The 19,617-nt window shown below is 53.8% G+C and carries 14 protein-coding genes and 1 riboswitch; of the genes, 6 read left to right on the plus strand and 8 right to left on the minus strand.

The window, feature by feature from the left end; all coding sequences use genetic code 11:
* Positions 1 to 7: 7 nt before the first annotated feature.
* Positions 8 to 1,492, minus strand: coding sequence for a CoA-acylating methylmalonate-semialdehyde dehydrogenase (locus tag CKALI_RS03195; protein ID WP_156191923.1), 1,485 nt, complete (start codon positions 1,490 to 1,492; stop codon positions 8 to 10).
* 137 nt (positions 1,493 to 1,629) lie between these two features.
* Between CKALI_RS03195 and CKALI_RS03200 the strand changes: the two genes are divergently transcribed.
* On the plus strand, positions 1,630 to 3,291 hold the full coding sequence (locus CKALI_RS03200; RefSeq protein WP_197079749.1) for a PucR family transcriptional regulator: 1,662 nt from the start codon (positions 1,630 to 1,632) through the stop codon (positions 3,289 to 3,291).
* Here CKALI_RS03200 and CKALI_RS03205 read toward each other — a convergent pair.
* The 3 genes from CKALI_RS03205 to CKALI_RS03215 form a co-directional block, all read right to left on the minus strand.
* Positions 3,281 to 4,663, minus strand: a complete 1,383-nt coding sequence (locus CKALI_RS03205) for an amidase (RefSeq protein WP_231580547.1) — start codon at positions 4,661 to 4,663, stop codon at positions 3,281 to 3,283. The genes CKALI_RS03200 and CKALI_RS03205 overlap by 11 nt on opposite strands.
* 10 nt (positions 4,664 to 4,673) lie before the next feature.
* Entirely contained in the window at positions 4,674 to 6,164 is a 1,491-nt protein-coding gene (locus CKALI_RS03210) for a sodium:solute symporter family protein (protein WP_156191926.1), read from the minus strand.
* Positions 6,165 to 6,388: 224 nt separating this feature from the next.
* Positions 6,389 to 7,645: a M20 family metallo-hydrolase gene (locus CKALI_RS03215; RefSeq protein WP_156191927.1), complete on the minus strand. Its 1,257-nt coding sequence runs from the start codon at positions 7,643 to 7,645 to the stop codon at positions 6,389 to 6,391.
* A 466-nt stretch (positions 7,646 to 8,111) separates the two neighbouring features.
* On the opposite strand from CKALI_RS03215, the gene CKALI_RS03220 reads away from it, so the two are divergent.
* The 4 genes from CKALI_RS03220 (at position 8,112) to CKALI_RS03235 (ending at position 14,113) form a co-directional block, all read left to right on the plus strand.
* Positions 8,112 to 9,662, plus strand: coding sequence for a sodium/proline symporter (locus CKALI_RS03220; protein ID WP_156191928.1), 1,551 nt, complete (start codon positions 8,112 to 8,114; stop codon positions 9,660 to 9,662).
* Positions 9,659 to 10,126, plus strand: a complete 468-nt coding sequence (locus tag CKALI_RS03225; protein ID WP_156191929.1) for a hypothetical protein — start codon at positions 9,659 to 9,661, stop codon at positions 10,124 to 10,126. Before CKALI_RS03220 ends, CKALI_RS03225 begins: the two co-directional genes overlap by 4 nt.
* A gap of 318 nt (positions 10,127 to 10,444) precedes the next feature.
* On the plus strand, positions 10,445 to 12,304 hold the full coding sequence (locus tag CKALI_RS03230) for a DUF262 domain-containing protein (RefSeq protein WP_156191930.1): 1,860 nt from the start codon (positions 10,445 to 10,447) through the stop codon (positions 12,302 to 12,304).
* 258 nt (positions 12,305 to 12,562) lie between these two features.
* Positions 12,563 to 14,113 (plus strand): helix-turn-helix transcriptional regulator, encoded by a 1,551-nt coding sequence (locus CKALI_RS03235; protein ID WP_156191931.1) that lies wholly within the window; start codon positions 12,563 to 12,565, stop codon positions 14,111 to 14,113.
* Here the strand turns inward: CKALI_RS03235 and CKALI_RS03240 are convergent.
* The 3 genes from CKALI_RS03240 to CKALI_RS03250 all read right to left on the minus strand — a co-directional run bounded on the left by CKALI_RS03240 (position 14,110) and on the right by CKALI_RS03250 (position 17,334).
* Positions 14,110 to 14,460, minus strand: coding sequence for a hypothetical protein (locus CKALI_RS03240; RefSeq protein ID WP_156191932.1), 351 nt, complete (start codon positions 14,458 to 14,460; stop codon positions 14,110 to 14,112). The two genes, CKALI_RS03235 and CKALI_RS03240, sit on opposite strands and share 4 nt — an antisense overlap.
* 15 nt (positions 14,461 to 14,475) lie before the next feature.
* A riboswitch (SAM riboswitch) is annotated at positions 14,476 to 14,598 on the minus strand.
* A gap of 56 nt (positions 14,599 to 14,654) precedes the next feature.
* Positions 14,655 to 15,851 carry an alpha/beta hydrolase gene (locus CKALI_RS03245; protein WP_156191933.1) on the minus strand — a complete coding sequence of 399 codons (1,197 nt, stop codon included), beginning with the start codon at positions 15,849 to 15,851 and terminating at the stop codon, positions 14,655 to 14,657.
* Positions 15,852 to 16,023: 172 nt separating this feature from the next.
* Positions 16,024 to 17,334 (minus strand): hypothetical protein, encoded by a 1,311-nt coding sequence (locus tag CKALI_RS03250; RefSeq protein ID WP_156191934.1) that lies wholly within the window; start codon positions 17,332 to 17,334, stop codon positions 16,024 to 16,026.
* A 151-nt stretch (positions 17,335 to 17,485) separates the two neighbouring features.
* Here CKALI_RS03250 and CKALI_RS03255 point away from each other — a divergent pair, with 151 nt between their 5' ends.
* Positions 17,486 to 19,075 (plus strand): cation:proton antiporter family protein, encoded by a 1,590-nt coding sequence (locus CKALI_RS03255; RefSeq protein WP_156191935.1) that lies wholly within the window; start codon positions 17,486 to 17,488, stop codon positions 19,073 to 19,075.
* Here the strand turns inward: CKALI_RS03255 and CKALI_RS03260 are convergent.
* Positions 19,056 to 19,595, minus strand: a complete 540-nt coding sequence (locus CKALI_RS03260) for a hypothetical protein (protein ID WP_156191936.1) — start codon at positions 19,593 to 19,595, stop codon at positions 19,056 to 19,058. The genes CKALI_RS03255 and CKALI_RS03260 overlap by 20 nt on opposite strands.
* Positions 19,596 to 19,617 lie beyond the last annotated feature (22 nt).

A 19,617-nucleotide genomic window follows, 5' to 3' on the forward strand; every position in this document is an offset into this window, starting at 1 on the left:
GATACTCCTAATTCGTTGGGAAGCCGAGGCTGATTTGCGTCTCGTTGGCATTTGGCCACTTGGTAGTAACTACTTTGCGACGCGTGTAAAAGTTGAAAGACTCTGGGCCATACATGTGAGTGTCGCCGAAGAGGGAATCCTTCCAACCTCCGAAAGAGAAAGCGCCGATCGGGACTGGGATCGGCACGTTGATGCCAACCATGCCGACTTCGATGCGGAACTCGAACTCTCGGGCGGTCTGCCCATCCCGGGTGAACACCGCGGTGCCGTTGGCAAATCGGTTGCTGTTGATCAACTCGACAGCCTCATCAAAGGAATCGACTCGGACAACACACAGAACTGGCCCAAAGATCTCTTGTTTGTACACTTCCATCGTCGGAGTGACGTTGTCGATGAGCGTTGGTCCAACGAAGAAGCCCTGATCTGGCAGATCAGCTTGTCGGCCATCGCAGACGAGCGCCGCACCGTCATCATCGGCAGATTGAATGAGTCCAGTGATACGGCTCTTCGCCTCTGCGGTGATCACCGGCCCCATATCGGAAGCGCTATCTGCGCCTGCCCCGGTCTTCAGCTTCCCGATGCGGGATGCAATCTTCTCCACCAACTCGTCCGCAATGTTGCCCACTGCTACCACGACACTGATAGCCATACAACGCTCACCTGCAGATCCAAAACCAGCAGAAATAGCACAGTCTGCAGCGGCTTCTAGATCAGCATCCGGCATCACGATCATGTGGTTCTTAGCGCCGCCGAGTGCCTGTACTCGCTTACCGTTCTGTGCCGCATTGGCGTAAATCGACTTCGCTACCGGGGTGGACCCGACGAAGGAAATCGCCTTCACACGAGGATCTTCAATGAGCTGATCCACGACTTCTTTACCACCATGAACCACATTCAATACTCCAGGTGGCAAGCCCGCTTCATGGAAGGCTTCCACGATCCAGTTCGCAGCGTAAGGGGTGTGTTCACTCGGCTTTAGAATTACTGCATTTCCTGCAGCGATTGCTGTAGTGATCATCCACAGGGGCACCATGGCTGGAAAATTGAACGGGGTCACACACGAAACGACACCTACTGGTTGCTTGATCTGCTTCACATCGATGCCAGTGGCGGCCTGCTCCAGAAATTCGCCCTTCATGTGGTTCAACAGGCCAGCACAGAACTCCACATTTTCTAAGCCACGTGCGATCTCACCTGCGGCGTCGTCAAGCGTCTTGCCGTGTTCGCGTGTAATGACTGCTGCGAGCTCATCAGACCTACTGCGAATGATCTGTCGCAGGTTAAACATGACCTCTGTGCGTTTGGCCAGTGACGTCTGGCGCCACTGGCCAAACGCATCGTCGGCTGCGGAAATCGCATCGGAAACCGCCTGGCGGTCCGCACGACACAACTGCCCGAATGCTTCGCCAGTTGAAGGGTTCAACACATCAATCAGGGAATCTTGAGGCTCAACCTTGTTGCCCGAAACGATATTTGGGACTAGGGAATTCATGGCACTCCTTAAAGGGACGTAGATTTCGCGGATCGGACAGAGTGGCACTGTCTGATTAACTTTGATAATCACAGTCCGGACGCTCAATATCTATGGCAAAATGTCGCCTAAGTCACAGCAGGGTGGACATTGTGTCCATGAGGGATTGGAAGGTGATTGCGGTGTCGAATTTTGCGGCAACCTCTGTGTCCCCGAAGCCGACGGAAAACGTTGGACTCAGCATCGATTGGCTGCTGAAACTTCCGACGCTTGCAGATGCGGGCGCTCGATTTATCGGTGAACCCCGACTGATCCAGCGACAGATCAAGTGGGTCCATATCGTGGAATCGTTCCGCTCCGCGCAACTGCTCCGCGGCGGAGAACTCGTGCTCGCTACTGGAGTGGGCTGGGGAGAAACCAACGAATCGCTCGATGAGGTGGTCACTGCAATCTGGGAGGCGGGCGCAACTTGCTTGCTTTTAGAGCTTGGCCAGCACTGGACTGAAACACCGCGCGCAATCTTGAGACGGTGCGTCGAACTCGAATTGCCACTGATTACGACCCAGCATGAGATCCATTTCGTCGAAATCACCGAAGCAGTGCACCACGAGCTGCTTCACCGAGCAGTTGAAAAGTCGAATGCGATGAATGAGGTTTCTCGAAAGTTTGCGCTCCTCAACCAGGAGCAGGCGAGCGTTAATCAAGTCATCGATCAGACGGCGAAATTCCTCAAATGTCCCGTCGTTCTAGAAGACCCGATGCACCGGATTGTTTCCTATTCGCTGGGCCTCGAAGACAAGAGCCTCCTGGACGATTGGCAGGTTCAGCTGCAGACACAAACCCCTGAGAAGAGTCGGGAGATCGCCGGGAATGTGTGGTTTTTCATTGACATTGAGGCGCGAGGAGTTCACTGGGGCCGCTTGCTCTACTGCGGCAAAACACAAAACCCGGCGACAGGACGCTTCATTCTTCGTCAAGCTGCGGTTGCGCTAACCGTTGAACGGTTGAGTTCTACGGATTCCCATGGCTGGTCTGATGTGGTTGAAGCGAACATTCTCGACGCGCTTCTTGCTCAGGACGCTGACCCGAAGAAAGTGCTTGAAAATCGTGGCCTGCCCGTGGCAGGTGAGAACTATGTGGTGTGCAGGGTTTCACTGGCCTCTGAACGGAAGATCGAAACTCCCGTCATTCGGGAGCAACTTCGGAAAATATCGGCGATAAATCGGCCACTCGTCGCAGAAGTTACTAGCCAGAAGAATGAATGGTTGGTGGTATACGTGTGTCGCGACGGTACCAACCCAGCTGAGTTCGGGAAATTGGTGGCTGATCGGCTTGCCTTCTCGATGTCGGTGGCCGGAAAGATTGTCGTCGTCTTAGACAATGTCACGTCCGCGGATCTTGCCTCATTCACACGAGAAATGTGGAATATCGATGCAGCCATCACCAAGATGAGGCTGTCCAGAAAGATCCCAGGCAAAGGGCCTCAAAGCATTGATGTCTTCGGCATCGAGAGGAATCAACTTGACGGTTTAATGCTGAAGCTGAGAAACGACGTGAGGGTTCAAGAGTTCTGTCAGAGCCGTATCGGACAACTCATTGACGCAGATCGAGAAAACGGAACTGAGTACTTCACCACGTTAAAGGCAGTTTTGGCCGAGCCATCTTCCAGGACAGTGGCGGCGGAACAACTTCACATCTCCCGATCTGCGCTCTACAACCGAATAGAGAGCATCGAAAAGAAATTGGGGATCAGCCTTTCCGATCCTGATTCAGCCTTCGCTCTCTCCATTGCGACACGAGTTGTGCAGATTATCGAGTAAACGGGTGATCCCACGGGCGGTTGCCTTCAAGGTGCATTCCTATGTCAAAGACCGATCCCTCGTCATAAGGCTGTCCAACGATTTGGACGCCTAGTGGGAAACCATCCGGCGAGACACCCGAGGGGACACTCAGTACAGGATGGCGATTCGCGATATTGAATGCTATGGTCAGGTAGTCCTTCCAATAGAACATTCCGTCGTGGTCGAAAGAATCTGAGATAGCTTCTGCTTGATAGGACTCCTTACACGTCGTAGGCGTAATCAACACGTCAACATCGTTCATCGTGTTTAGGATTTCACGACGGATCCGGGTTTCCATTTCAAAGGTTTTGAATAGGGGAATCCTTCGTGCGTGCTCCATAGCGGCGGAGATGAACTCAACAACATAGTCGGAAACTGTTGCGTTGCTTTCTTCAATTGCGTTCGCCATCGTAGGGGCGAGTATGTGTCCAAAGTGAGCTAGGGAAGTGGTGATTAATTCTTCGGTACTCCAATGGGGATTCACTACTGTGGTGTGGAATCCGTCTTGCTCGAGTTGGCTTTGCAGTTCTTCCAAGGCATTGATTTGAACGCCGCAGACGTTGTAGTCGCCAAGGACAAATGAAATGCCAATTCTCTTGCCAGTTGCCCTCGTCGGAACAATTGGGCGCTGCGGCAGGCTATGTGGGTCGTTGCGATGCTGACCTGCAATGATGTTGTGCATGAGTAGAGTGTCTGAGACGGTGCGCGCCATCGCGGAATCACTCCGATACCAGTCCATTGTGGATGGATGATCTCCGGGTACCACTCCGTATGGCGCTTTGTATCCCACTACTCCGCACAAGCTTGCGGGAATTCGTGTAGAACCACCAATGTCTGAGCCGGTAGCTAAGGGAGCGAACCCAGCCGCGAGGGCAGCGCCGGAACCGCCGGATGAACCACCGGGGCTGCAGGTGGTATTCCACGGATTTTTGGTCGGCCCATGCGCTATGGAATCAGTGAACGTTGCTGCGCAAAATTCTGGATTGGTGGTCCTGCCAAGAACTATGGCACCTGCCTGACGGAGCCGGGCAACGATCGGGTGATCTTCTGAGCTTTCGACACCCGTCGCAGGAACTGCCTGATCAACTACTTTGCCGCGAATTCGGTGTTTTTCTTTGACAAGGACAGGGACACCAAGCAGTGGTTTTCCCTCAGTGGCGCCGGTTTGCCAAGCTTCAGTCGCTGCCGTGGCTTGGGAAGTAGCATCGTCCAGCAGCTCCGTGATCGCATTGAGCTGGGGATCCAAATGATTAATCCGGTCGATCAACGAACTGACGACTTCAGTTGGGTTAGCGACTCCCGACCGATAAACATCCAGTAATTGAGAAACATCAAGATGTGAGTAGGACATTCTCAATCTCCTAGAACCGTTTTGGAACTCGTACTGCGGTTCCCGGCGTACCCGGCGAAATCGGCCGAATCGGGGTCCGTACTTTTGCTTCAACCAGTTGAGGTCGCTCCACTTTGCCTGTCATCGCAGACACCACAAAGATGACCAGCACATTCACTACGATTGCAACGATTCCGCTGTTCATGCCCCATAATGTGTATCCGGTAATCGTAAATGCCAACACGATGAGTACTCCAGTGAACATTCCCATCATGATTCCTTTGGCGTTGACGCGTTCAGTTTTGGTGCAGGCCAGGATATTTGCTGGGGCGAGCTGTACCAGTCCGGCGTAAGTCAACAAATATAGGTTCGCCATGAGGTCAGGGCGGGAAACAGCGAGGAGGAGTGAAAGCAACAGGATTGCCGCAGATGCGCCCTTGCCGACGAGCAACCGCCGGTCACTTGTGATGGAGTCCGATACGAGGTTCGACGAGATCAAGGTAGCGATGGAGATGACGCAGTGCGCCGCGGGAACGATGGCACAGGAAATGCCAGCGATCAGGACAAAACCCATGAGCCAAGAAGGAAGAGATTCAGCTGCAATAGAGAGGATCGCGGAGTTCTCTTCGCCCTTTTCGATGCTGAGGTTCTTGACAGCGTAAAAACCAATGAGAATTGGGATGAGCGTAGACAATGAGTAAAGCGGGAGCATGACATGGTTCTTAGACACCGCTTTAGAACTGTCTGCGGCGAGAACGGCTGGCCAGCTCTCCGGCAACGTCATTGCGCCCAAACCGATGCCACTGACAATGACACTCGTAATGAACCAGACTGTGCCATAGGTTTTAGTACCAGACTCGATGATGAAAAGGCTTTCCATCTCGGAAATGGCGCTGGACATACCACCATTGCTGCCGTAGTGCGCAATGACGCCGATCAAGATGACCACTAGGGCGACGACCATCGCCACGTCCTTGAAGTATGCCGTCATCGAGACACCCCTCAACCCTGCCCACGCGACGAACAACAGAATCAAAACAGTGGACCCGATCATGCTCCATATACCGACGGATTTATCACCCGTGGCAAAGGAGACCATAGTGCCGAGACCGACGATTTGGACCTGAACGATTGGCATGAAGAAGACTACGGAAATTATCGCAACTACCTTCGTGAGGAAATTGCTTTTGAATTGATGACCCACCATGTCCGCATTGGTGTGGTAATCAAAGACGCTACCCAACTTCCAAACTATTGGACCGATGAGAAACATTCCGATGTAGCCGAGGACAAGATATGCAGGGAGGTAAGTAGCAGAGATACCGCCCAGGATAGTGAGGCCAGACATCCCCAAAAATGTGAAGCTGGTGAAAATTGCTCCAGCCTGCAAAAAGAACGTGGTAATAGAACTCATCCCGCGGTCTCCAATTGACCAGCCGGAGTGAGTATCCATGGATTGCCGTCGTCCTAGAAGCCCGAGGCCAGCCATAAGGGCGATGCCGATGATTGCCGCGATTATCATGGTGTGCTCCTTTCCGTAGTTGATAAGCCATCTCCCAGTTCAGGTTCCGTGCGGTATAAGAAAGCGAGGACGAGCGTCGTAAAGACTGCCCAAAAAGCAACCCATAGTACGATGATCGGAATGCCCAATAGGCTGCTTGGGCCGCTATTGAATGGGAACAATGGGGTAGTGACAAGGGCCAAAGTTGGCAAGGCAAGAATCCAGTGTTGAGGTGTGAGATGCATTTAGCCTTCTTCTCCTTCGAGGGCTCCCAAGAGGAGCCGTTGCACAGTATTTTCAAGAACGAGCAAACCGATTTCCAGGTCTGCATCCGCCGTGAATTCCTTTTCGCAATGGGACACACCGTTTTCGGAAGGCACGAATAGCAACAGAGCAGGGACGATGCGATTCATTGCGATCGCGTCGTGCCCTGCCATTGTTTCCAACCGAAGCGAAGGAACATGAAGGTCTGCTGTTGTTGATTCGGCGATGTCGATGCCTAGCTGAGGGAATAGCTGAGTTTCTCGGACATCAAAGTCCGCGGCGATGATCTCAATGCCACGCCGTGTCGCGATGTCAGCGAAGCTACGCAGCAACAAGTCTCTCGATTTCAGGACTTGCTCCTTCGAAGCGGATCGTAGATCGATCGTGAGGTTTACCTCGCGAGAGACAACGATAGGCGAGTTCGGCTCGACGTGTATCTTTCCGATCGACGTAACAATTGACTCGGCAGGGAATTTACGGGGAAGCTCTTCGGCCAGCAGAATCACTTCCGCTGCAGCGGGGAGTGCGTCCCTACGGTCTTCCATCAGTGTTGCACCGGTATGCGATTGTTCTCCCAGTATTTGTACCTCAAGTTTTTGGGTGAACCAGCTGCCGGTAACCAAACCGATTTTTGTGTTAGCTCGGTCGAGTTTGCGTCCTTGTTCGATATGGATCTCACTGTAAGCGTGGATCTTTGGCGGGGACGCAGTCCCGTTAAATCCGGTAGCCTCCAAAGCTTCCCGGACGGACACTCCATTGGGATCCGTCGAGTTCAAAGCATCTTGTAACGGCAAAATCCCTGCCATAACCGAGCTTCCCATTATGGAAGGCGTGAATCGGGCCCCTTCTTCGTTGAACCAATCGGTCACAGTCAGGTTGTAGCGAGGAATCAATTGACCGGCTCTGACCTTACTGTTGAGCGCAATTGCGGCATGGAGACCAGCTACGACCCCATAAGTGCCGTCAAACCGGCCACCCCTCGGTTGGCTGTCGAGGTGGGAACCCACGTAAATGGAAGCTGCATGGGGAGATACCCATTCAAACGTGGCGTAAATATTGCCGACGGCATCAATATCGATGCGCATTCCTTCTTCAGTGCAGCGCTGGATGAACCACCGTCGAATGCTGGCGTGGTCTTCAGTTCCAGCTTGTCGGTCAACTCCACCTCCTTCAGTCGCGCCGAAAGAGTACGAATTTTTAAGATCACGGAAGAAGTTAGTTTGTGTCGTTTCCGTCATTACGGGAGATCCTTCCTAGAAGAGTCGGTTCCAACAGCCAGGCAGACTTTAGTGAATTGGCTCACATTAATTTTCCGCTTGTGACGATGCTGTCATTTTGGCCAGCGCTTTTCCATGTCAATGTGTCTTGAACTCTGTAGATGGCAAGACGGTTTGTCGAGGGGTTTACGAGCGACTAGGCGTTGGTTACGCTTCCTGGACTCCCCCCAATGTCACTTCGACGCTGTCGAGATGGACAATCTGTCAACCGTAAACCCCAGCTATGGACAATTTGATTATGGTCAGAGTCGCAAAGTGGTGTTTTAGTTAACTGAATCACATCACGATTCTTTGGAGGTTTGATGTTCGGGCTACCGGGTGAAACAGTCTTCTTTCTCACAGTGATTCCGGCTGGTTGGCTGGTCTACACGCTTGGTTTTCTGTATGTCAGTAGAGACTGGGCGAAAGGCGATGAAGAGGTGAGATCATGAATATCGCAATTGTGTTTTTGGTGATTTACTTTGTTGCAATGGCTCTTATCGGTGTGTGGACCGTAAAGAAGTCATCAGGCGGCACGGAGGAGTACCTCTTGGGTGGTCGATCCCTCGGGCCTGCAGTTACCGCGTTGCGACTTCAATCGTCTTCAATGTCTGGCTACATGTTCTTGGGGGCGGGATCCCTCGGACATACCCAAGGCTACTTCGGTATGTGGTACGCGCTGGGTGACCTGGGTGGAGGCATTTTGAACTTGTCGGTGCTCGGTCGCCGAATGCGTAAACTCTCCCAGATACTGGGGTCGGTAAGCTCAATCGAGTACCTCGAGGACAGGTATGAATCGAAGTGGATCCGGCTCGTGGCTGCGCCGATTGCCTTGGGTGGGCTTTTCCTATACGTCCTGTCACAGTTCATTGCCGGCGGATCTGGGTTGGCATCCGTCACTGGGTTGGACTTCAAGTACGCGTTAGCCATCGCAATTGGCGTCATCGTCTTGTACACCTTCTTGGGTGGCTACCTCGCTGTGGCCTACACAGACTTTGTGCAGGCCATTGTGATGCTCATTGGCATGATCTGGATTCTGATTGCGACATTGCAAGCGGTAGGCGGACTGACAAAGGGCAATACTGCGGTGGGAGAGCAGAACCAAAACCTGTTGACCATGTGGGGCGCCGACCTGCAGTACAGGGGGGAATGGGGTCTGATCCTCGGTGCTGTCTTGGTGTTTTCAATCGGTTACCTGGGATGGCCGCACGTCGTCGTTTCGCACATGGCGATGAAGAAGCCATCTGTGGCGCGAGCCGCTGGTGTGTACTCCATGTTGTTCAATATTTTGTTCATTCCTGCCCCTTACATCATCGGAACGATGTCGATCCTGCTGCTTCCAGGATTGGCTGATTCTGAGCAAGCAGTCTTTGAAGTGGCGAAACTTGTGCTGCCCAACTTCGCCGTGGGCATTGTTATGGCGGCTGTGATGGCAGCAATCATGTCTACCGCCGATGCTCTGCTGCTTCAGGCTTCGACGATTGCAGCCCAAGACATCTTTGGACGTTTTGTCATTAAAGACATGACCGAGCGGCAGATGGTGTGGATCTCGCGTGGCATGGTTTTGCTCCTGGCGTTCGGAGGCTTCGTGTTAGCGATTTGGCAGCCACCTACCGTCCTGGGGCTGGCGTTGTTTGCGACGACCATTCTCGGAAGTGCCTTTGTGCCAGCCTATGTGTGCGCGGTGTGGTGGAAGAAAGCGAATGCAGTCGGAGCATTGGCATCGATGATCGTCGGTTCAACGGTCGCAGTGGGGTGGGATGTTTCCGGGCTTGCTGACCAATTATCTACTGATCCGATGGTCGCCGGAATTATTGCTTCGACAACTGCGATGATCGTCGGTTCGTTGCTAACTCAGAAGTCTCATCCTGTTAGCCCACGAGTACTCGAAGCAATCTCGGCAACTGCTAGCCTAACTCCCGTCAAGGCTCGAAACGATGACCCGAAAGCGATGCAATTAGCGCGTGAATTCCCACAGCACACGGAGGAGAAATCATGACTGTGACGATTCAACCCGCTGTGTCGTTGGATGAAGCGAAAGCCGTGTGGCAGAGCGTAGAGCTGGGTGATAAATGGGAGCTCGTCCACCACGAATATGTTGGAATCACATTCCAAGTTGTGAAGAGGCGAGCGCTTTCCAGCGCCAACGATGGTGAAAGCATTGGGATTATTCAGGTACTCGTAGATCCAGTGACGCAGCATGTTACGACGTGTGATCAATGGGATCAGCCCGATACCGATACAGGTGCAGCGGTCAACGAAGACCTGGTCTATCGTGCCAGGCAAATTATCGCCCCAGTTGTGATGCGCAAGCTAAAGCTGCTGACGACCTTTGACTTGGTTGTGAAAAGTTACGAACCCTCCGTGCTTAAGCCAAACTGGCTCGTTTCTAATTGGCGACGGCAAGGCTTGGTAGACGGATTGACCGGTCAGGTTGCGGTAAGAGCGTTGTCACATCCGTAGTGCGTAGCTTCCTGGCCATAGAGCTTGGATGATGACTACGGAAAACGCTTGATCATTTTCACACCTCGCCCCCGGATCTGTTTTCCGGGGGCGGGGTGATGTGGGAGCTTTAGAATCCAAAAGCGGTCTGGGAGCTCGTCGAAAGTGAACTCGATTCGGTTCTACTACGGGGTTTCCTGCTGAGGTCGTTGATGCGAAACCCCTTGTACTAGCAGGTGAAAAAGCAATCTGGGGGCTAACAACTCATCATCGGTTTTGTAGCAACCATTTTGCATCATCTGTGCTTCTAAATAATGGGAAAGTCATTATTCTTGAAGTATGAAATCAAAAACTCTTTTCCCGCGAACGCTATTTGATGGCACCGTTCACTTCGAGATTCCGCGTTATCAGCGCCCATATGTCTGGGATGAAGAGAACCAATGGGAACCATTGTGGAACGACATTGAACAACTTGCAGGAATTGTTCTCGAAAGCGAAGAAGATGAACTCGAAGTCGGCCATTTCTTAGGGGCCATTGTTCTCAAAGCAAAACCGGCACGAACGGGGGACGTCACCCGATTTGAAGTTGTCGACGGACAACAGCGCCTCACGACACTCCAGCTGGTTCTCAATGCCGCATGCCAGGTTTTGGAGGCCGATGATCGGTTCTTAGATGAAGCTGACGCGATCAGAGAGTTGACTACCAATAAACGGAGGAGCTTTCAGGGCACCGATGAGCAGTTCAAGCTCAGTCCGTCGAGGGGAGATCGTGAAGCTTTCAAGAACATGCTTCAAGGTGGTCAAGAACCGAAGTTTGAGGACCACCGGATTTCTCAAGCAGCTCAGTTTTTCAAGCAGAAGATTGCAAATTGGTTGTTTAGTTCCGAAGACGAAGGACTGGTGACTGCCAAGGTAAAAGCGCTAGTAGATGTCATTGAAACTCGCTTAATAATTGTCAGCATTGACCTTGACGGAAGCGATGACGATCAGCTGATTTTTGAGACGTTGAACGATCGTGGTACGCCACTGCTCAAGGCAGATCTGGTCAAGAACCATATTTTCTACAGAGGTGAAGTTTTAAGAGCAGACACTGAAAAATGGGCGGACAACTACTGGATGCTGTTTGAAGATGAATGGTGGCGTGAAGAAATCCGACAAGGTCGCCTTATGCGCCCTAGAATTGATGCATTTTTAAACTACTGGTTGGTGATGCGTACTTGCTCAGAAGTTGCTACACGCGACCTATTCTCAGCCTTCCGTAACTACGCAGAGCAAGCTATGTCGACTATTGAAGGTGCAGAGGACTTGCTAGCCGAAATGACGGGAGACGCAATCCTCTATCAAAAGTTAGTGAATTCAGAATCTAGTTCGCTCGAATCGCGCTTTTATCAGTTGGTAATTGAGAGTTTTGATTTGACTACCTTCATGCCAATCATTTTGCGCTTGAGTTCGCCAAGCTACAAAGTTCCTCAATCTCAAATTGTCATTGCGTATCAAGCAATTGAAAGCTGGGTTATTCGCCGTACGCTATTAAGGGGAAGCACAAAAGATGTTAATCGTATGGTGATTGCCCTGTTGAAAGAGCTAAGCACTGTTAGCGGTAATGCAGCGGGTGATGCCGTCGTGTCTTACCTTTCTCAACAGACTTCAGACGTGAGGTCCTGGCCAACTGATGAAGAACTCCTAAGGAATGCTCCAGATTTGCGGGTTTATGGCCAAATTAAGCAGTCGCGATTGCGCGTCATCTTTGAAGGAGTAGAAAAACAGCTGAGATCGGAGCGACACGAAAACGTGAGTTTGCCTCAGGATCTGCAGATCGAGCACATCATGCCGCAAAAATGGCATCAGCACTGGGCGAATGAACCGTCAATTAAGGCGATGGATGACACTGATGTAGACAGGGTTGTGGATCTGTTGGGAAATCTCACCCTGACTACCGGAAAGCTCAATGGGTCCTTGTCTAATCGTCCGTGGACAGATGCCGCGACGGCAGAAAACTCTCCCGGTGGTCAAATGCCAGGGCAGGGGAAGCGATCGCTCATCGGCCAATACAGTTTGCTTGCCTTAAACAAGGAGATTGTCGATCGTCATCAAGATTCCTGGACAATTGACGATATTAGACAACGAACTCAGCGAATTCTTGAATTGGTATGCAAAGCATGGCCTCGGCCAGCTACAGGGCGCCTAGAGGAAATGTAATTCGAGACGGGTCAATCTATTTTCAATGTGACGATGAGAAGCTTGATGTTCTTTTGAGCTTCTGATTGTTTCAGTCTTTTAAATGAACCCTCGTTTCTCTATTGAGGAATTCTCTGGGCCTGGAAGAGTCCATTGCTAAGTGATTTCGGCATTCCATAGTTCGAAAACCGAAAACCAAACCATGATTGAAATCGTCAATTACGAACCCCTGTTCTAGCCACAACCTCAGCTGTCCACCCCGCGTTCTACCGTTCAGGTATGAACAAATTGAACATTCCAAGCTGGAGCAAAGCGCTGGGCCTAGGCTCAAGAGAGATTGAAGCTGCCTACCGTCACTCCCAGCCAGAAAAGTGGATCGAAGAGTCCTATTGGGGGTACCACATTGGCAAAAACTGGACGGTGGTGACGTTTCGGGACGGGCAGGTTGAAGTCGGCCTTGCGTCTAGTCCCGTCGCTGGGGAGGAGCGGTTCGATGTCGGGGTTACAACCGACCGGCTAACGATTGTTAAGAGCCAACGCCAGCCGCTCAAGTTGAGGGCCTACACTGCAGGTCAAGCACTGTGGCGGGAAAGCTCCGACTGCTTCGACGCAGAAATGGCGATCCTTGCGCTTGCCATGACTCCCGGAACTGAACTGACTTCTTTGGGTGAACAGCGTGGCCCCGACGTCACGTTCACCGGAAAGATCAGCAGGAAATGTGACTACCTTGGCTTCTTTGAACTGCGAGTGGTTGATTCGCAGGACGTTGAAGTGCGAGTGTGCGTATCCAAAGATGACTGCATCGGCGAAGTAGGCGATATATGCACGTTCTTCGGTGTCGTCACGGCCACCATTTTCAATGAACAAGATGAGTCCTTCGCCGAGCGTACGGGCAACTTCGCGCTCCCATCGCCAACACCGACAGAGACCGTAAACGGCGTGGCCACCCTGAATTACCAAAGCTCCCCGGCAAGTCTCGTGGGCTTTGAGCCAGCAACGTTCGTCGAGGCTTGGGAAGCGATGGAAAACAACCTGATCGTCGCCCCTGGCGGCCCTGATTTCAGTTGCTACCGAAGTGACCCGGACCAAGGTGTTTTTGGCATCAATTTCTCGGGCGACCAGGCCGTGAGCATCAACGTGCCAGCGAAACAACTACGCGTAATCCCTGGTCTGATCCCATATTGGGAAGATGGCGAGGACGATGAGGACGAATTCTGGGGAGGCCTACTCGTTGCCACCGAAGGCACCTTCGGCTATCTTCCGGACGCGGTCGAGTTCGATCTGCCCATCGAACCCACCACTTACGGCGAAGAGCGGTTCGTTGCCGCGCAAATCAAAAGCATCGAACTGGAATCAGTGTGGCCCAAGGGTAGCAACGTGGTCAGTCTCTGCACCGAAATCGATGGGAAGGACACCGCAATTCTGGTCTCCCGCGACGTTGCCGACCGAGTGCGGGATTTCCTCCCCGGTGGCTTCTACGTGGGCAGAGTGATGCGCGTGCTTCCCGACGACCCATTCACGGCCGACTTCTTCACCCAAAGCACTTGGGCCGAAAGCGTAGAAGAGGTCCGTGAAGCAGTGAACAAGGCGATCGCAGAGCAACGTGTCTTGGAGATGGTTTACCAGGACGCCAACTTCAACCGTACTCAGCGACGCATCTACCCCTTTGACAATCCGAGCTTCGACACCGAGCGCCACTTTGTCGCTTGGGATCTTGCGAAAGCGGACTGGCGTACCTTCCTCATTAACCGAGTCCAAGCGTGCCGGGTCTTAAGTGATAAATTCGATCCGAATCTCGTGGGGAGGAGACGACCCGGACTCTTTACCTAACTACACGGACCTATCGCTCGAAGCTCTGCCAGACGCCGAATCTTGCCAACCGGCACCATGACCGGGTTGAAAACCTTGAACCGCTTTCGACGTAGCATGGGCCGGACCAGGCCGTACCTGGGATCGTAGGCCCAGTCGTAGTTTCGCTGTCCATCGAAGAGATCGGCAACTGATTCAGGATGGTGTAGCCAAAACCAAAGAGGTGCGCCTTCGTCGATGGTGGCTTGGAACAATTGGCCGTCGATAAGCGTCACGCGGAACGGAAGCAGCGCGTCGTCGCTTTTGAGGCTGGCATTCACCATTCCTAGATACGCGTTATGGCCGGCAGCGAACATGTTGCAGTGCATGGAAAGACTCCAGATAAATCGCAGTTCCTCCGCTCGGATTGGGCAGAGGCGGATCTTCCTTTACGGGCACCGTTCTTCTTAGCGATTCGGCGGTTGCCAGCTGGCCAGGTATAGGGCTTGGGGCCAGGCTTCGTGATCCTGTTTAAAAACTAACACACCTAGACTAAGCTGTCTAGGTGTGGGTTGAAGAATCTTTAGTAAAGCGCCCCGCGAATGTACTCCCAGCCCGGGCCGAAGTGCTGGTTGAAGTTGGCCCACTCGTGGGAACCGTAGTCGGTGTACACGATCTTGGAATTCCCAGTCACACCATGAATCGTCAAAGCCGTATCGAGTTCTTGGGTGCAGGTGCGCACGCCGGCCTCGAGGACGTTTGATGCCATCGGCGCTGGTTGATTCAGCCACTTATCTCGTTGGTCGGGATCCACAACGCCACTGCCCGCGGACAGGTACATCCGGGTGCCGGACAAGCCACGTGGATCAGAAGGTACATCGTGGCTGCGCCAGCCCTTCGATCCGAACGCGCCCCACAGGTTATCTAGTTCGCCACCACGCGAATGGATGTTCAGGTAGGTGATGTGGCGGCCGATGGTGCTCATCGTGGAATAGCAGCCGGAAATGCCCAGAATTCCCTGGTACATGCCCAGGTTGCGATTCGCGATCATCACCGCGCCACTTGCTCCCATGGAAATGCCACCGATGGCGCGCTTGCCGTTGAAGTTCACGGACGCATCATTTTCAATGACTCCAGGCAGCTCCTTGGTTAGGAACGTTTCCCACATGTGCCGCCCCAGCACGGGATCTTCCTTCTCCCAATCGACCCACAGCGATCCGCGCGCGCCAGTTGGCATCACGATGGTCACGTTGTCATCAATAGGGGAGAGGTTGCCCTGGTACAGGAAGTCACCGATGGCATCCGCGTTCACGCCGTCCAGCAGGTAAAGCACGGGCGCGCTTGTCGACGCGTCCTTCTGCGGCTTCACCAAGACTTCAATCTCACGCTTGAGGGCGGGGCTCGCCACGACCCAGCGCTCCGCCTTCTCTTCCGGGGTCTTACTGATCAGCGCAGCCTCAGTGATGCCCTCGACCGTCGGTGGGGTGGGCCGAATTTCCACGCCTCCGAGGTCAGTCTTTTCTGCTGATCCCACCGCGGAAATGGAGCTGAGCATGGCGTTTCCCGCGGCCTGGGAAATGATCGGCGAGGAAAAGAGGTTCTCGTAGAATGCGTGCTCAATGTCTTGCGGATAGCTGGATAGTGCAGTGATCGCAGAGCTTCCTACAACGCCACCAGGCTGGAAATCCGAGCTCGACGAGGACTGCCCGAATGCCGGTGTTGCCGAATTCAAAAGTGCTAACGCGGAAACTACCGCTACTCCCACAACTTTCTTACGCACGCCAGCAGTCCTCCATCATTAGGGCCATAGTGTTTACCTGATATTAACATCGGTGGGCTGAGGAAAATGTTAACCATTGGGGCCAGACAATTGAAGAGCGTTGATAAAAACCGGAGTATGGAACGGCAAGAGTATCAATGCTGATCTTCATTTTGGAGACCACGATGTTCGTCTAATTGAGTACCTCAACCTCGTAGTTGTCCTTGCTTCCTATGCGTGGCATACCCATAGGCAAGGATGCGTCGGACTGGAAGTACATACTGTTTGAGTTGGCGTGCAGGCGGATACGCTTGCCCACGTACTGGCGCCAGGGGCCAGAGGTGTCGGGTAGCCAACTCGATATGTATTCTTTCTTGCCGAGCCCAATCGCCGAAATTGATTTCGTTGCCGTGCTGCCTGCCTTTGGGGCAGTCACCACCTGAGGTGCGTCAAGCACAAGGATGAGGTACTCGCTGTCGGATCGTTCGCCGTTAGGAACACCGTAGCCGTTATCGACCTCGCTCGGCCCCTTGACTACCACCGTTCCTTCAAACGCATACTCGTAGGCGCTGGCCTGGGCATCGCCAGGACCGGCGGGGCGAATGATGACGGTTGCACTGTTGCCGCCGGTGCACACCATGTCGCCGCCGACTTCAGAACAACTCATGTCATAGTTTTGACCGGTGACTGGGCTGGCCACTTGCACGGCGAACGAACCTGCCTTGCCCATTGCGGCTAACGCCACTGCCTTCGCAAACTTGCAAGATGTTTGAGTGGTTCCAGTGAAAACTGCCTTTTCGCCCACAGTCCCGCACTTTTCGACGACCGCCGCAGCTGCTGCACCCGGTGCTGGCTGCTGCGGCGGCATTACGGAACCGGCACGCAGTTGTTCCAGCGGTTGGCGATCGGTGGTGGGGATCCAGGTGACCGGAAGGTGTTCGCTGTCAAAGCGAGACGAAAACGGAACCTTGGACTTACCCTTGCCAGGCACTATCTTGCCTTCGCTTACCACGAAGTGCTCGGAATCCCATACGTCAGACACGGATTGGCCGGTGTATTGGTACAAGCCGTTACCGGATCCAGACGTGGCGATGTCTGCGCGACCACCGCCCGCAGATCCTGCGCCCCAGATTAGGACTTCGCGCGTATTGAACAGTGCCTGACCTTCCGGCTGACTAAAGACCGTCACCGGCGCGTAGTAGTCTTTCGCGTCTTCTTTCACCAATAGTTCGGGGGAATCGTCGCCAGTCACCTCAGCGAGTGCATAGGAAAACGTGCCGGTGGGCTGAAATCTATCCGTCTTGTTGAACTCGAAGGAACCTGGGTTATCGAGTACTTTGCCGTATGCGTCAGCAAGCGTACTGAACTTGTTTTCCGGCAATGCGGCGGGGGCTTCTGTGATGGCGCTGGGCTGGGCTGTGGGCTCGGAAGGCGGAACTAAGGGCTCTTGGGGCGAGCAGCCCGCGAGTACGGCGGCAAGAGATAGCAGAGCAAGTCGACGCATATTCACACCTTGTTTCCCTATAAGGTAATCTCTAGAATCTTATCATTTGTTGTCGGTTTGAGCGCGTGCAATCCGTGCTGTGTAGTTGTCGTGCCACCTATGCGCGTCGATAAGCGTGCGCACCCGGAGCCCGACCGAGTATGTTTATCCTGTGGATTCCCTGTACCTGACAGCCTTACTTTTCGCCATCATCGGCGGGTTCGTTGCCTCCGTGCTGCGACTGCCGCCGTTGATCGGCTTTTTGGGTGCAGGGTTCGCCATCAGCGCCATCGGCCTGGAGAGCATCCCCTTCGTGGACAATATGGCTGAGCTGGGCGTGACCACGCTGCTGTTCACTATTGGTCTCAAGCTCAACCCCCGCGATATCGCAGGGCCACGCGTCATCGGTTCGGCGACGGGGCACGCGGTGGCGAACACCGTGATCTTCGCGGTTATTTTCGGCATCGCCAGTCTGCTGCCGCTACGGGAGCTGACGGGACTTAGTCTCACGTCGCTGATCTTCATCGGCATCGCTACGTCTTTTTCTTCCACCGTCTTCGTGATGTCTCAGCTGGAGGAGCAAAGCCGAAGCGGATCCGCGGTGGGGCGTATTGCCATTGGTGTCCTGGTGCTGCAGGACATCATCGCGGTCGGGGTGCTGGTGGCATCGTCGGGGAGGCGTCCGGAGATTTGGGCGTTGGCGCTGCCGCTAGTTCTGTTGCTGCGACCACTGGTGACGCGCATGCCGGATCGCATGTTCCGCACTGAACTTCTGGTGCTCACGGGTATCGGTATCGCGGTGGGTGCGTACTCCTTCTGTGAGCTCGCTGGGCTGTCCGGCTCTCTAGGTTCGCTACTGGCCGGCATTCTGCTGTCAGGGCACCCGGTGGCGGATCGCTTCTCGAGCGCGCTGGTAAGCGTGCGCGAGCTGCTGCTCGTCGGTTTCTTCCTGCAAATTGGGCTCGGCGGCCTTCCGAACTTTGGTGGATTCCTCATTGCTGGAATCCTGATCCTCGCGTTGATTGCAAAGGCCGCGATCTTCATCGTGATCATTCACCGCGTGGGAATGAACCGGCGTACCAGCGTGCTTTCGGGTCTGACCTTGGCCAATTATTCCGAGTTCGGACTCATCGTCATCGCGGTGGCAGTGGAGCGGGGAGTGCTGGGGCCGAGCTGGACATCGATCATGGCGATCGCCGTTGCCGGCAGTTTCATCGTGGGTTCCATCGTGGCTGACAAAGAAGAAAAGCTGCTCCACTTCATCTTGCACTGGGTCTCGGAGCTACCCGAAAGTCGCCTCGCGCCAGACGAGCGACCGGTGCGCGTCGCCAATGCAGACGCACTGGTATTCGGCATGGGCCGTGTTGGCCTTGGTGTTTACCACCGCCTCCGCGACGAGTATGGCCTCCGCGTCTACGGCATCGACTTCGACGAAGAACGCATCGAACGCCTCCGCGGCTCCGGGCACAACATAATCTCAGGTGACGTCACCGATTTCGAACTGTGGCAACGCATCCAACTCGAGTACACCCCGCGTCTGATCGTGCTTGCAATCCCGGCGCACTTCGATGCGATTCAAGTGCTACGCACGATCCGTGAAACCAATCCCACCATCGTGGTGGCCAGCACCAGCCAAGTTCGTGCTCACACGCATGAGCTGCTTGACGATGGCGCCGATGTGGCCGTCTACCTCTACGACGGTGCCGGCGAAGAACTCGCAGATCAAGCAATGCGGGCTGTGCTTAGCCAGGAGGTCTTATGACCGGCCGATCTTCAAAACCGTCGAAGCTCAAACCTAGGCGTCGATACAGGCTACTGAAGGACATATCAATGATTGGTCCGAGCAGATCACGTTTCAGATCCTCAGGGAAGAATCGCAGCGGACCCTTGGACATGCCGTGGGCGAGCCCGTGTCCCATGCACCACAGTATGACGGAGTTTTCAAAGAGCAACCATGGCGACGGTGGGCCGCCGCCTGCTCTTATGCAATCGCGTACCTCTGACACCCAGAGTTGGAAGCTTTGACCCTGCTCAAAGTAGCTATCGACATTTTCGAATGAGGTCGTGACCACCGAGCTAGAGGCCACTTCGATATACGCTTCAAAGCTCATGGGGTCTGACAAAGCGCAGGCCACGTAGCCAAAAGCATGAGCTTTGGCTCGTTGAGGCTTTGGGGCATCGTCACTCACTGTTGCCCGGTACTTGCGCAGGATCTCGACAGCCCACGAATCGATGTAGTGCTCTAGCTGCATTGATTCCGGGATGTCGGGATTTAACATCATCCTGGCATCGTGTAATTCGATG

The sequence above is a fragment of the Corynebacterium kalinowskii genome (genome assembly GCF_009734385.1).
GTDB classification, from domain to species: domain Bacteria; phylum Actinomycetota; class Actinomycetes; order Mycobacteriales; family Mycobacteriaceae; genus Corynebacterium; species Corynebacterium kalinowskii.

Excerpts from the sequence above, each read along its gene's own strand:
- CKALI_RS03240 (WP_156191932.1), bottom strand. The coding sequence starts at position 14,460 with ATGCACTGCAACATGTTCGCTGCCGGCCATAACGCGTATCTAGGAATG.
- CKALI_RS03210 (WP_156191926.1), bottom strand. The coding sequence starts at position 6,164 with ATGATAATCGCGGCAATCATCGGCATCGCCCTTATGGCTGGCCTCGGG.
- CKALI_RS03225 (WP_156191929.1), top strand. The coding sequence starts at position 9,659 with ATGACTGTGACGATTCAACCCGCTGTGTCGTTGGATGAAGCGAAAGCC.
- CKALI_RS03230 (WP_156191930.1), top strand. The coding sequence starts at position 10,445 with ATGAAATCAAAAACTCTTTTCCCGCGAACGCTATTTGATGGCACCGTT.
- CKALI_RS03220 (WP_156191928.1), top strand. The coding sequence starts at position 8,112 with ATGAATATCGCAATTGTGTTTTTGGTGATTTACTTTGTTGCAATGGCT.
- CKALI_RS03235 (WP_156191931.1), top strand. The coding sequence starts at position 12,563 with ATGAACAAATTGAACATTCCAAGCTGGAGCAAAGCGCTGGGCCTAGGC.
- CKALI_RS03215 (WP_156191927.1), bottom strand. The coding sequence starts at position 7,645 with ATGACGGAAACGACACAAACTAACTTCTTCCGTGATCTTAAAAATTCG.
- CKALI_RS03200 (WP_197079749.1), top strand. The coding sequence starts at position 1,630 with ATGAGGGATTGGAAGGTGATTGCGGTGTCGAATTTTGCGGCAACCTCT.
- CKALI_RS03250 (WP_156191934.1), bottom strand. The coding sequence starts at position 17,334 with ATGCGTCGACTTGCTCTGCTATCTCTTGCCGCCGTACTCGCGGGCTGC.
- CKALI_RS03260 (WP_156191936.1), bottom strand. The coding sequence starts at position 19,595 with ATGATGTTAAATCCCGACATCCCGGAATCAATGCAGCTAGAGCACTAC.
- CKALI_RS03205 (WP_231580547.1), bottom strand. The coding sequence starts at position 4,663 with ATGTCCTACTCACATCTTGATGTTTCTCAATTACTGGATGTTTATCGG.
- CKALI_RS03195 (WP_156191923.1), bottom strand. The coding sequence starts at position 1,492 with ATGAATTCCCTAGTCCCAAATATCGTTTCGGGCAACAAGGTTGAGCCT.